9 protein-coding genes are annotated in these 14,259 nt (G+C 38.1%); 4 read left to right on the forward strand and 5 right to left on the reverse strand.

Translation table 11 applies throughout. From position 1 onward, the window contains the following. The first annotated feature begins 49 nt into the window (after nucleotides 1–49). The 4 genes from fixA (at nucleotide 50) to C0T34_RS15340 (ending at nucleotide 3,410) form a co-directional block, all read left to right on the forward strand. Nucleotides 50–826 (forward strand): putative electron transfer flavoprotein FixA, encoded by a 777-nt coding sequence (gene fixA, locus C0T34_RS15325; protein WP_098941849.1) that lies wholly within the window; start codon nucleotides 50–52, stop codon nucleotides 824–826. Between the two features lie 11 nt (nucleotides 827–837). Continuing rightward, the gene (locus C0T34_RS15330) at nucleotides 838–1,779 is read left to right on the forward strand and encodes an FAD-binding protein (RefSeq protein ID WP_098941850.1); all 942 of its coding nucleotides are present in this window, start codon (nucleotides 838–840) and stop codon (nucleotides 1,777–1,779) included. Nucleotides 1,780–1,842: 63 nt separating this feature from the next. Next, on the forward strand, nucleotides 1,843–3,129 hold the full coding sequence (locus C0T34_RS15335; protein ID WP_098941851.1) for an FAD-dependent oxidoreductase: 1,287 nt from the start codon (nucleotides 1,843–1,845) through the stop codon (nucleotides 3,127–3,129). Then, a complete protein-coding gene (locus tag C0T34_RS15340; RefSeq protein WP_075673872.1) occupies nucleotides 3,126–3,410 on the forward strand; it encodes a ferredoxin family protein in 285 nt (94 codons plus the stop codon). Before C0T34_RS15335 ends, C0T34_RS15340 begins: the two co-directional genes overlap by 4 nt. A gap of 73 nt (nucleotides 3,411–3,483) precedes the next feature. Here the strand turns inward: C0T34_RS15340 and C0T34_RS15345 are convergent, their stop codons facing one another. The 5 genes from C0T34_RS15345 to C0T34_RS15365 form a co-directional block, all read right to left on the reverse strand. Next, the gene (locus C0T34_RS15345) at nucleotides 3,484–4,449 is read right to left on the reverse strand and encodes a helix-turn-helix domain-containing protein (RefSeq protein ID WP_098941852.1); all 966 of its coding nucleotides are present in this window, start codon (nucleotides 4,447–4,449) and stop codon (nucleotides 3,484–3,486) included. Between the two features lie 710 nt (nucleotides 4,450–5,159). After that, entirely contained in the window at nucleotides 5,160–10,094 is a 4,935-nt protein-coding gene (locus tag C0T34_RS15350) for a DNA repair ATPase (RefSeq protein ID WP_109850421.1), read from the reverse strand. A gap of 90 nt (nucleotides 10,095–10,184) precedes the next feature. Continuing rightward, nucleotides 10,185–12,380: a flotillin family protein gene (locus C0T34_RS15355; RefSeq protein WP_109850422.1), complete on the reverse strand. Its 2,196-nt coding sequence runs from the start codon at nucleotides 12,378–12,380 to the stop codon at nucleotides 10,185–10,187. Nucleotides 12,381–12,466: 86 nt separating this feature from the next. Further along, nucleotides 12,467–13,102, reverse strand: a complete 636-nt coding sequence (locus tag C0T34_RS15360) for an OB-fold-containig protein (RefSeq protein ID WP_109850423.1) — start codon at nucleotides 13,100–13,102, stop codon at nucleotides 12,467–12,469. A gap of 302 nt (nucleotides 13,103–13,404) precedes the next feature. Beyond that, on the reverse strand, nucleotides 13,405–14,052 hold the full coding sequence (locus tag C0T34_RS15365; protein WP_109850424.1) for a type II CAAX endopeptidase family protein: 648 nt from the start codon (nucleotides 14,050–14,052) through the stop codon (nucleotides 13,405–13,407). Nucleotides 14,053–14,259: the final 207 nt, after the last annotated feature.

Consider the following 14,259-nt stretch of genomic DNA (forward strand, 5'->3'; position numbering starts at 1 on the left):
ATTTGAGCTTATTAATTTGTTGCATTGTGCAAAACGGAGAATGTGAATTATGAAACTTATTGCCTGCTGTAAGGTTGTTCATGACGAACAAGACATCACAACACGGCCTGATCGTACACTCGCAACTGATAATGCGGGTTTAAAAATTAGCTTGTATGACTTGAATGCCATTGAAACCGCAGTAGAAATTGCCTCTACCCTTGGTGATAGCACTGTAACTGCATTAAGTGTGGGTACAAGTGCAATGGTTGAAAACGCGAAGATCAAAAAAGATATTTTATCGCGTGGTCCTGATGCATTAACACTGGTTGCAGATGATGCATGTAGCGCTCTTTATTCAACGGATACTGCCAATATTATTGCGCAAGCGGCACAAAAAGTTGGTTTTGACTTATTAGTTTTCGGCGAAGGTTCTGGTGACTTATATGCTCAACAAACAGGTTTAGCGGTAGGTGAATATTTAGGTTTACCTTGTGTCAACGCAGTAAACAAAATCACCGTTGAAGGTGACAAAATCATTGTTGAACGTGACTTAGAAAATATCACGGAAGAACTAGAGCTGACATTACCTGCCGTTGTGTGTGTCACTTCAAGTATTAACACACCAAAACTCCCTTCAATGAAAGCCATTTTAGCAGCAAATAAAAAGCCTGTTGAAAAGCTGGGTTTGGGAGATATCGGTGTTGATATTTCTGCTCTGACTGTTGTGCAAACACAAGTGTGTGCACCAGAACAGACTGATCGCCTCGGTATTATTTTAGATGGTGATTCAGATGAAAATATTGCCACTTTTGCTGAACATTTACGCCAAGCGGTTAATCAATAAGGAGATTAAAAATGGCTAGTTTACTACCTACTACCTTTGTTTATGCCGAAAAAGCGGATGATTTAGCAAAGCTGATTGCGTTTGCTCGTGGTCTTGGTGAAAAGGTTAATGTGCTGTTTATTGGTGATGATGAAAGTACGCGTGAATGTGTCAATTTAGGCGCTGACTGTGTTTATTGTTTCGCACCACAAGAAGGTGTAATTGTTGAAGATTATGCAGCCTCTTTTGCCGCCATTATTAAAGAAGCGGGCGCGAATGCACTGGTTCTCCTTGCTTCATCAAAACGTGCAAAAGCGATTGCAGCTCGCCTTGGCGTAACGTTAAAAGCCGGTGTTGTCAGTGATGCATTAAGTCTTGCTATTGAAAACAATACCGTGATTGCGACACACCAAGTTTATGGTGGTTTAGCACATGCTAAAGCAGAAATTCGCTCACCTTATGCGATTGCCACTGTGGGCAGTGCACTTGATGTGGAAGCCATCAAAGATGCACCCAATGCACCTGTGGTGCAAAGTGCCTTTATCGCCCCCGCACATACATTAAAAGTGTTAGCACGTAAGCCAAAACAAGGTAGTACTGTTGATTTAGGTAAAGCGCATTGTGTTGTTGGTGTTGGACGTGGTTTTGCTAAGGCTGATGATATTGCATTAGCGTCAGCATTAGCGAAAGCCCTTCAAGGTGAAGTGGGTTGTTCTCGTCCAATCGCTGAAGGTGAAGGCTGGATGGAACACGATCGCTACATTGGTGTTTCAGGCGTGACTTTAGGTGCAGATGTTTATGTTGCTGTCGGCATTTCAGGGCAAATCCAACATATGGTTGGTGTGGATAGAGCAAAAATCATTGTTGGTATCAACAAAGATAAAAATGCCCCAATTTTCAATATGGTGGATTACGGTATTGTTGGCGACCTCTACAAAGTGTTACCTGCATTAACCGCGAAGCTTGGCGGCTAATCACCGTAGGTCGCTTAGTGATAATTTGCTAAGCGACCACACATAATAAAAGGATAGGAAAGTATGTCAGACGATATTTTTGACGCCATTATTGTGGGTGGTGGACTTGCTGGTGGTACTGCTGCCTATGTATTAGCACAAGCAGGGTGTGATGTTTTAGTGGTAGAGCGAGGTAATTTCGCTGGCAGTAAAAATATGACTGGTGGGCGTTTATATGCACACAGTCTTGAAAAAATCATTCCCAATTTTGCCCAAGAAGCCCCTGTTGAACGGCTTGTGACACGCGAAAAAATTTCCATGCTAACGGAAACCGATGGCGTCACTTTAGATTATCAACACACTCAACAAGAAGAGGAAGCCGCGCGCTCTTATACGGTATTGCGTTCTTCATTTGATCAATGGTTAATGGGAAAAGCAGAAGACGCTGGCGCACAAGTGATCACAGGCGTTCGTGTCGATGAAGTGTTGGTAAAAGATGGCAAGGTGTGTGGCGTAAAAGCGGGTGATGATGAAATTGAGGCCCATGTTGTTATTCTCGCTGATGGTGTTAACTCATTATTAGCAAAACAGTTAGGTATGACACAAAAAGTTAATCCCCATACCGTGGCTGTGGGTGTTAAAGAGTTATTGGAATTCTCGCCACAACAAATGGAAGATCGATTTGGTTGTACTAATGATGAAGGTTTAGCTTGGCTTTTTGCTGGCGCACCATCAGGCGGATATTTAGGTGGTGGATTCTTATATACCAATAAAAATACCGTTTCTTTAGGCCTTGTTTTAGGGCTGCATAATGTCGATAAATTCGAAAAAACGGTTCCTCAATTATTAGAAGATTTTAAACAACATCCTGTTGTTGCACCACTTATCAAAGACGGCAAATTATTAGAATATTCAGCACATATGGTGCCCGAAGGTGGCATGAATATGGTATCTGAATTAGTCAAAGATGGCGTATTAGTTGCGGGAGATGCTGCTGGATTTTGCCTTAACGTTGGCTATACAGTAAGAGGGATGGATCTAGCAATTGCCTCTGGTGAAGCGGCTGCAAAAGCAGTATTAATGGCGAAAGAGCAAAACAGCTATAGCCAAAAAGAATTAAGTTGCTACCAATCTTTATTAAATGACAGTTTCGTCATGAAAGATATGAAATTATACAAAGACTTACCTTCTTTCCTTGATAATACAAGATTCTTTACGGATTACCCGCAAATGGCAGCCAATGTCATGCATGATTTATTCGTGATTAATGGCCCAGAAAAACCTGTACGTAAGAAAATACTGTCTCAAGTTAAGAAAGTCGGTGTGATGAACTTAATTAAAGATGGATTTAAGGGGGTACGTTCTTTATGAGTCAAGTAAACGTAGACGTTAAATTAGGCGTCAATAAATTTAATGTGGATGAGGAAAATCCACATATCGTTTTAAAGGATGATATCGATCCTGCACAATTTGAAATCTTAATGAAAGCTTGCCCCGCAGGGTTATATAAAAAAGATGAAAAAGGACAATATCTTTTTGATTATGCAGGATGTTTAGAGTGTGGTACTTGCCGTGTTTTATGTGGCGATACAATTTTAAAAAAATGGGAGTATCCGTGTGGCACATTAGGCATTGAGTTTCGTTACGGCTGATGTGATAACTTTTATCTCCTCCCTCTAGAATAACCTCCAAAATGTAAACTAGAGGGGGAGATAATTAGTCTATTTATCTTAATGAGTGTATTTTCCGATATTCGGAAGGTGTCATAAAAAATTCGGATTTAAATTTTCTACTCAAATTAGAAATATCGCTAAATCCACATTCATAAGCTAACTGTGTAATATTTTTCTCTGCCAAGAGAGGATTAACTAAAGCCGTTTTATAATTCTCAAGACGTTTTTGGTAGATCCAACGAAGTACAGACGTATTTTGTTCTTTAAATAACATCTGTAAATAGCGTACGGAGATCCCACACGCATTTGCACATTCATTTACACTGAGATCAGGATCAGAAAGATGTTGCTCAAGATAGTGCTGAGCAAAATAAAATAGCGTTGATCTTCCTAAGCTTTGCGGTGGTGTCGCAATACTGTATTCACTGAAAGCAGATGTAATTAGATTCAATAAAATATCGGCAAGTTGCTGTGCATGTTGTGGTGGCATTGAATCTAAGAACGGAATATAGCGCATCACAAAGCTATAAACGAGAGAGCCAGTAATGCTATTACCACGTATCGCTCTTGCGGTGAGATTTTGGGTATTGCCTAAACGTGATGCCAATTTCTCTCTTGGGATCAAAATTTTAAATAATGAGTAATCGTTATCAAAAGACCATGATACGGGTCTTGCCATATCAAAAATACAAAAGTCACCTTGCCGTAGAAATGCGGTTCTTCCATCTTGAGTAAGATGGCTGGTTCCTGAACGCTGTATCTCAATTTGAAAATGCTCTTCTAAGCTCAGTTTATGAGTTAAAGGACGGCTACTCGCCCAGTGCCCATTAGACTCTAGCTGAATAAAGCGCATATTTGTCACCTGTTGCTCGACAATATTGGCATAAAATCGAGAATGAGGAGGCAATTCGACTTCATTGCATTCATAAGACGATAAAAAGCGGTCTTTTATTGTATCCCTGAATACGGAAAACCGATCTACGTCAGGGAGTTCCCGAGTCGTAAACATGCTTTTCATAGTACGCCCACTTTTATTGAAAGTATTTTGTTGTGTTGCTATTCGTCAGGTTTAAAAATGGCTTAAATCAGACAGAAATAGAATAATTCTTTTTGATAACTTTAATCTAAAAATTAGAATAGTAAGTTTAAATAATTATTAATGAAGATATCGACTATCTTCTTTGTTAATAAATTGAAGACAATATATTTAAAAATTTTTAATTTATTTAAACTAAAGTCATGTAAATTATATAATTAATTTATAGCACTTTTGATGCTATCATTTCTATGCTATTAATCCTAAGTTAATTTCCTATCTTTAGAGAGAGATCTCATAAATAGATTAAGAGTGATTCTTATTAATATCTCGTTTATTTCATTCTTTTCAGAGTGTGAGTTAATATGGATTTTATGTACTGGATATAATCATTTGTTAAATAATATTGTTATTTATTGTTAATCGTAGCGTTATTAATTATATAAAATATAATTAAATTTCTATAAATTTAATTATTAATAGAATTAATAATATATATTACAACAATTCTTCCTTTGATATCATGATTTATTAATAGTAAATATATTTAATCTTAACGATGTTCACGCTTTCATTTGTTGTGAACAAATCAATATCGTGAATGTGAAATAGGTTTTTCGATTTATAAAACATTATTTATGTAGTATTTAGCCCACTAAAATAAGTGGGCTAAACATGACTATTTTTTATCTTTAACGTAGACCTTGCACACTTTCCACCAAATTGGCTAACTGTGATACTACGCGCTCGCCAATATCAGCGTTATCACCACCCAATGCTTTATTACGCATAAAGTCTTTCTTGATTTGTGCCCAACGAATGGTGTCTTTTTCGGTTAATTTTCCACGTAACTCAGCAAGTTTTAATAAGTTCTCTTCAGCACCTGTTGTTAGCAGTTGTGCTTCACCAAGATAGTGATCGTCTAGCAAGCGTTCAATTTCTTCATCATTCATTACCGCAGATACTTTCTCACTTAATTTATTCATATTGCGGTAACTACCTTGTAAGCGGAATGCTGGCTCTGTGCGATATTTATCTGATTGCGCTGCGCTGGCAATATATTGCTGATTCACTTTTAAGATAACGTTTCTTAAGGTAATTAAGTGCTTAAGTACCATCACTATTTCGTTAATTTCAGCATCTGAATATGGGTAACTTAATGTGTTGGTAGAAACAGATTTCCCTATTGCTTTATCCACTAAAACATAGAGATCGTTAAGATCACGCAGAGCCAGCGGTGCTAATACCGCATTAGATGTTAGGCTGTTTTCGATATAACTGAGCGCAAAGGCTTCATCCATACCACCTAGTACTTCACCTAAGTTATAAATATCAGCACGGTTAGCCAGCATATCAGGAATACGGAAGACTTCGCCTGATTCGGTATAAGGGTTTCCTGCCATTACGACACAGAATTTTTTGCCACGCATATCATAGGTTTTGGTTTTTCCTTTCCATACCCCTTCAATACGTCTTGTTCCATCACACAGTGAGATAAATTTTTGTAAGAATTCAGGGTGAGTATGCTGAATATCATCCACATACAGCATAACGTTATTACCCATTTCTAGTGCTAAGTTGAGTTTCTCAAGCTCTTGTCTCGCTGTTGCGTTGGGCGCTTGCTCCGGATCGAGCGATAGCACGTTATGTCCTAACGCAGGACCATTGATCTTCATAAAAATAAGACCTAAACGTGCGGCTGCATATTCCATTAATGTGGTTTTGCCGTAACCCGGAGGGGAGATCATTAATAATAATCCCATTAAATCGGTGCGCTTACCTTCTCCTAAAGCACCAATTTGTTTTGCCATATTGTCGCCAATAATCGGTAAATAAACATTATTAATCAGCTTGTTACGGACAAAGGAGCTTAACGGTTTGGCTTTAAATTCATGTGGTTTTAAGCGCTCACGTTCATCACTGACTATTTTCTGACGCAAGGTGAGGTACTGTCTAAATGCAGGAATAAAGTTTTTTCGCTGCCCGCGCATTCGACTGAAATAATCATCTAAACTGAGTGATAACGCTTGATTTTCAATCGTTGGGTGAGAGCCTAATAGTCCCGTCACTGTAAAGTATAAATCGGCTTCACTATAACGGGCTGATGCGACTTTATCTAAAATAATGATAGCAATAGCACCCGGAATATAAGGCGTAAGATAGGCATAATCAGGTAGAGAGCATAACCCTTGTAGCCAATTTTGGATCAGTGCCCAACGCTGTGCGTATCGCGCACCTAAATTTTGTTGTGAACGATTAAAGTCCATCCACATATGGGCTTCTTCTAATCGACTTTGCAGTGCAATCACTAGCTCTTTAGCGTATTTGCTATAAACCAATTCAATGGGTGTTTTCGCCAACGCAAAGCTTAAATATTCAGAGGCTTGTATCGGAATATAGTGTTCGCACTCAATCGGATTATCATGAAGAAATAGGCGTATATCCGCTTCAATTTCAGCTTGCAGGTCGGTTAATGCGTCATCTGTATGGAATAATTGCTGAATATTCAGTGCTGTTCTTGCACGTTCAGGCCACAGGGCAGGGTATTGCTCATTTTGTTTGGTTTCCCAAAATAGTGCGGCTACTGCGCGTGCAGTGGGGTTATAACGTAGAAGATCGGCACTTTCACCTATTGGGATCAGCTTTTTCAATATAGCGATCGCATCGTGATCGTGGATCCCTTTTTCATAGCCTTCTTTATAACGTGGCGTTGCGAAATCACGCACGAGCTTTTCCAGCTTTTCTGGAATAGTGAGTGCTTCTTTTAGTGTTTCGTAATCAAGACCATCTTGACGTTTTCCTGCCGCATAAATAATGGAGTAAGCAAGGTATTCTGCGCGATAAACGGTGTCTGATTCAGACTCAAGTGAAGCATTCCAATAAGGCTGTAATTGGGCAAGTTCTGCATTTTCAATCGGCTCTTGGTAATCCGTTCCTGTCAGGTATAACCAGAGTTTATCTTCTTTAGGTAAGATAGTGAGATCAAGCTCTTGCGTATTAACACTAAAACGATGGCGAGGCCCTAATTTAATGATATTACCGCCGTCTTCAAAAATATCAGTTTTATCTCGCAGAATACGAATAGCCTGATCACGAGAGGATTTTAGACGCGCATCAATATCATCAGCTTTGACGTTATCATTGATTTCTCTTAGTTTTTCAATGATTTCCCGCGTTTTTAATGATAGTGGATCGGATGCAAAGAATGCATTTAACTCATCTTGTGATTGTAAGCGAGAGGTTCGACGTTGCAGATTTTCCAGCAAGCGATTTGCCGCAGTAAGCAGGCTTTGTGATCGACGTTGACGATCATCAAGCAGTACTTGTTTGTGAGATTCAAAGGTTTCAACTAACTCTTCACGTTTAGCGAGAATATCATCAAGAAATTCATCATGATGGCTAAATTGGCTTTCCAGCTCTTCTAATTGAAGCAATAAGCGAGAAAGTTGATCATCACAACGCTCAGGATCGGTTGCAAGGGATAATGCATTAGTGATCCCTTGGCTAAACAAGCGAAATTGTGCGCCAAATTGGGCCACGCTTTCGACACTACTTTGTGATTTGCGTTTTTGTTGTAGTCGAGCGCGGGATTGGTTTAGTTGAGCATAGATCTGTGAAATTGCATCAATAATATGCGTTTGTTGAGTGATATCTTGGAATGTTAAAGATGCCATTAAATTAGAAAGCATATCCAAATCAGTAGACATTTTTTCCATGTCATTCATCGGGATATCTAACTGTGCGCTGTTTTGTGCTTTTTCAATGAGATTTTCAAAGGTAACAAGCTGAGTTTTAAACGGTTGTAATGCTTTATCACTGGCAAGAAAAAGCGCTGTAGCTTGAGAAACGCGTTGCTGAGTTTCCGTAATTTCCGTTTCCATCACGTTGAGCTTGGTTAAATCCATATAACGGAATTCACGCAATGAAATCAGATGCCCACGATGAGCATTCAGTGAATTTAAGCTATCAACAAATTGTTGTATATCAGTCCAACTATCAGGCAGTGTTAAGGCGAGTAGTGATTTTTGGCGATTAACCGCTTCAAGCATGGATTTCGCAGATTGCTGACGAATACTTTCTACTTTTTCATATTCATCAAGGACTAATTCGCTGGTTTGAGCGATATCTTTGAGGAGTTTTCCAATACCTAAACAGTGTTCATCATTAAACCAATAATAGAGATCTAATAAATTTTTAGGTTGTGAACTGAGTTGCTCATAACGAGCAATAGAAACTTGATTACCTTCAATTTCTTTTGCGACATGCAATATTTCAGAGATCCCTCGAACTAAATCGGCATTACCAATTCTTCCATAGAAACCATTACGAGGCGGTTGTTTATCGGCAAATTCTTCAGAATAGAAGGGAGTTTGCCAAACTTGCATTGGATGAACACGTGTTGCTTCTTCGCCTTCACCTTCAAAGAGTACCATTTTTCCGTCTTCTAACATCGCATAGCCGTGGCCAATTAGAGGCACAGCAAGTTTGCGCTCAATCATATTGTAATTGAAAAGCGCAAGGCGACCTTGTGAAGGCGAGTAGAAAACATATAACACGTCTTCACCATTAGGCGAACGGCGTAGACGGCGGAAATACATACCTTCCATCGGTTGATCAAAGGTTTTGTATTCACCATTTTGCAGGTAATAACCGCCAGGAAAAATAATGCCATGATCTTCAGGTAGTTGAACACAAGCTTGTCCAATTGCATCAATGCGTTGGACAGTTTGCGTCAAAATGTTGTAGACCAAATAACGCCAATTTTCTTCTCGATATGGTAAGATTTTTAATAGAATTAAACTGCCTGTTTGAGCATATTCAATTTGTGCATCATCAAGAGATTGGTTTTTATCTAATACGGCTTCACGATAAATACCTAAACCATCTTCCGTATTATTTTCACATTTGACCGTTAGATCGCCACCGGTTGTTTCGACAAAAACGGTATCAAGAATATTGATATGAGGGAAACGACCATTAACCGTATCTTCACGTTGGGTTTTCGTCCATTCAAAATCGTAAGCAGGGGGAAGAGCGATATCTCGCTCACCACGATTATCAATATATTCAATACGTTGCTTATCACTTGAAATTGACCAACGAAAAACACGCACATCAGTAATACGAGCACCAATCTGGAAACTGGCGAGTAACTTTCCGTCACGCTCAACTAGCTGTAATAGTTGCGTATTTTTATAGTAAGTATAGAGCTCAGTAAAATCTTGAATAAAGCGATTGTCGTTTAAGAACGTATTTTCATAAGGTACGGCTTCAACATCAAACTCGCCCTCATTTTCAATTAAACGATAAAGCGAAAAAACATCTTCAAGATGTGTTTCACGTTTTAATCCAAGGAAAACGTTATAACCAAATAGTAACCACTTACCTACACGAACAATATCTCTGGCTTGGCAGTTATTTTCAGTGCGAATACGAATACGGCCAATAATATCCATTTGGCTTTGACCAAATTCATCTAAGCGATGCTGATTGAGCTCAGTGGCTTTTTGATGAAGTTGTTGACCTTGCTCAGTGAGGCGTTTGCGTAAAATTTCATACGCACCACCTTGTGCAACGGCGCTATCGAGTATTTCCTGCTCGCGATTCGTATCCAGAATGTCAGACATGGTATAACGGATTTCCTTGGCTTAAACGATAAAAACAAAAGAAAAGACACAGAGATAAACGCTATGTCTTTTCACCTCCTTTAAATGAAATTATTCTTCTTTAGAGGAGTCTGATTTAGTTGTCACATCTTTAATTAGCTGACTGGCGCCTTTTGTTGCCATAAATCCATTAATTAAATCTTGAACTTCAGGATTTTTTAATAAAGAAGCGATATCGAGTTTTTTATCTTGTTGAGTACGGTTAATCAGCTTTTCAACGTTCTCTTTGGCAAAACTGCTTTTATCCATAAAACCATCAACAGCTTTGCCTAAGCTTAATGCTTTAGAGAAGGTATTAAAGAAGTTGCCATCACCGCCCACAATTTCAATATTGGTTTTGCTTAGAGCGGCTGCCAATACATCAGCTTGTTCGCGTGCAATTTCTTTGTTGGCTTCAATAGATGCCATTGCTTGTTCAAATTGTTTTTCAAGACGCATGCGGAACTCTTCGTGCGAACGAGCCGTATCGCTAAGGTGATCCATCGATTTAAATTTATCAGTTAAACCATCGGCTTCTGCTTTCAAGCGTTGGCGAATAACTTCGGCTTGTGCTGAACCTAATTGGCCTTCACCGCGTGCTTGAGCGGCAAGTTTTTCTTCAAGGATCTTAGCATCCGCTAAACCGAGCTTCTCTTTTGCATGTGCTTGTTGTTCTTCGCCACGCGCTTGAGCGGCTAATTTTTCTTCCAAGATTTTCGCTTCTGCAAGGCCTTGTTGTTGTTGGGCTTGTGCTTTAGCTTCCATCACTTGCGCTTCAGTTAAGCCTTTTTCTTTCATGCCTCGTGCTTCCGCCAATAGTTTTTCAGCGGTGACATTAGCAAGCACTAATCCTTCTTTCTCTTCAGCTTCTGCAGTTGCTTGGCGTACACGAGCTTCAGCAAGACCTAATGCTGCATGCTCTGCTTCAATACCTTCAGCTAAACGTTTTTTCGCTTCAGCTTGTTTTACTGAGGCTTCTAATTCCGCTTTCGCCATGGTGCTGATTTCTTCAGCTTTGTGCTTAGCACTAGATTCATCGGCTTCAGCTCTTTTCACTTGGCGAACTAAAGATTCTTCCGCTTCTGCTTGTGCATTAATCACAGTGACTTGGCGCATACGTTCAGCTTCTGAAACTTCACGTACTTCTTTAATGCGTTCTTCTTCTTGAGCTACGGTTTTTTCTACGGCAACACGCTCACGGATAACATTTGAGATGTTTTTACGTTCTTCTTCTAATGCTTTTTCTTTCTCAATACGTTGCAACTCAACTTCACGTTCACGAGCCACAATTTCTAACTCACGCGCACGATTCACACGCTCTTGTTCAATAGTGACGGCGCGGGTACGATTTTGTTGTGCAACTTCTACTTCGCGCATACGGTTTTCTTCACGGATCTCAATTTCTTGTTGAGTCTGAATACGAGCCTGCTCTGCTTTAAGACGCTCTTCTTCTTGAACGCGTAGCGTTTCTGACGTTTCACGAGCGCGAATATTGTCGATTTCTCGTTTTTGGCGTGCTTCTGCATCTGCTTGTTGGCGCTCTAAAGCCAGACTTGCTTCGCGAGTTTCAACATTTTTCTTTTGAATAGCGAGCTCTTGATCGCGCTCTTTTTGGTTGGTTTCAATATTATGAATGGCGGTAATTTCCGTGATTTTACGGATACCTTCAGAGTCAAAAATATTATTAGGATCAAGCGCTGATTTCGGGGTTTGTTCTAAATAGTCGATAGCAACATCTTCTAATGCATAGCCGTTTAGATCTTTACCAATGACATCAACAATGCGATCACGGAAATTTTGTCTATCTTCAAAAAGCTTAGACAGTTCAAATTGTTTACCTACCGTTTTCAATGCTTCAGAAAATTTTGCACTAAAAAGAGTACTGACTGCTTGATGATCAGAAGCTCTATCAACACCAATGGCTTTCGCGACTTTTAGTACGTCTTCGGTGGTTTCATTAACACGTAGATAGAAAGCAACTGTGATATCTGCACGTAAATTATCCTGACAAATCAAGCCATCTTTACCACGACGGTCTACTTCTAACGTTAAAAGAGAAATACGCATAAACTCTTTTTTGTAGATAACAGGATAAACCAATGCACCCGTAAAATGGACTTTAGGTTGTGAGGTCATATCGTTGACAATTAAGGCTGTACCTTGAGGCACCTTAATATAGAAAGCCTTAAATAATCCAAATAGCCCTAAAATAATTAGGATTGCGAAACCAACGACAGTTAAGAAAGGCATAACGAAAGCCAAATCCATACTTTTTTCTCCATAGGTTCAGACGATACCGTCATTTTTTAATAGTGTTTGTCTGTTAACTAAATTGTCTTTCATCAATGTGGATATTAACGATGAAATTCATCTTCCGTTACGACTTGATAACTGTGAGTGAGCGCGTCATAACTAATAATAACTACGCTATCCCCTCGTTTAATATTTTCTGTTTCAGGCGCTCTAATTTGTAAAATTAAACCTGCACCTCCATCTTCTAAAACAGCTTCACCTTTGTTTTCTGTTACATTCGCTGATCGTACTATGGCTAATTTACCTATCAATTGGTGTACTGATTTAGGCTTATTACGTGACATCAGTTTTTTACGGATCGGTTTTAAACAAACAGCAGTAAGATTAAGTGCAATAAAAGAAGTAATGATAAAGGCAATAAAACCCGTTAAATAACGAATAAAACTTGTTTCAATAGCATTGATAATCCAATAATTAGTAAAGTAACTGATAAACCAGCCAAAAAGGGTGAATAAAGTTAAAATAATGGTGACAGGAATACCCGCTAATCCTAATTTAGTTAACCAACCAGCAAGCCCTGTTGCATCAACATTGATATCTAATTCACTATCAATATTAAATAAATCAATATCTAATAATCCAAAAGCAGCGCAGAGCCAATAGAAAGAGATAATAATAAGTAATGCACTAAAAATAATGCTGGGAAAAGCTAGGCTATTTTGGAAAAACAAATTCATAAAGGTTCTCTTAATTTAAGAAAATGGCAATGTTATTATCATATTAATATCTCTTATCATACTTTAAAACGTTGAAAAAGCATGTAGTTATAATCACATTCTCTATTTGTTTTTCAATTTTATTTTTTATAGAATTTAATATAACTTATTGAGATGATTATAAATAATATTCGGTATTATTGTGTATAGAATCAGATCATTCTCTAAAAAATAATAAAAACATTTTCATCTATTAAGTATCATTTCTTTTTAAGTTAATAAGTTTTTTATTATAAAAAATAGAAATATACTAAATAAAAACTCTATAACATTAAAAAAATGATACTGATTGTGTTGTGTATTCCATGTAACACTATCGGAGCGATTAATGAACGAGTTCCTATTCTGATTTGGCAAAAAACAACACCCACAACAAAAATAAGGATAAACGTAGTGATTGACTCATATTGAGTGTGCATCGCTGCAAATAGAAGTGACGAGAGAATAATGGCAATCCATTTGCCTATATTGCCATACCACATACCTGCATTTAATAGAAAACCTCTAAAAATGATTTCTTCAGTAATTGGAGCAACAAAAATAACAGAAAGAGCAAATAAGAAGAAGGCAAAGCCTGTAATATATTCGATTTCTGTAACCCATGAATTATCTTCAGAGCCTAAAAATAAACTAATAAAATATAATCCCACTAAGGCTAAAAAAGGGGCTTTTAGTGTGCTCCATTGAAGATGGCCTAACGGCATTAATTTAATATTTTTTTGATAAGCAAACCAAATAATCAAGCAGTAGGGGAGGTAAATAAAAAAACTTACCAATGAGATGATATAAGGCGATTGAAATAGTGCAATAGGAGAGGGAGTCAGTAATAGACTAAACGATGAGAAAAAATAACCTACAAAGGCAAGTACGCAGATAAAGGAATGAGAGATCCGATCTTTGGGAAATTCCATTTTTGGTGATCCTTGGGTGATAAATCATACCGTTTAGAGCGATATTATAGGAAACAGAGTTTAGATATTAATTATATCTAATGAAAATGATATTACTCTACTTTAATAATTAAGATGAAAATCAATAATTATAAAATATTTTGTATATTCTATTTTTCATTTTCAAAAAATGATAATGTTCTTCACTAAGAGATTTAATGTATTTCT

The organism is Proteus sp. CA142267 (assembly GCF_003336825.1).
Classification (GTDB): Bacteria; Pseudomonadota; Gammaproteobacteria; order Enterobacterales; family Enterobacteriaceae; genus Proteus; species Proteus terrae.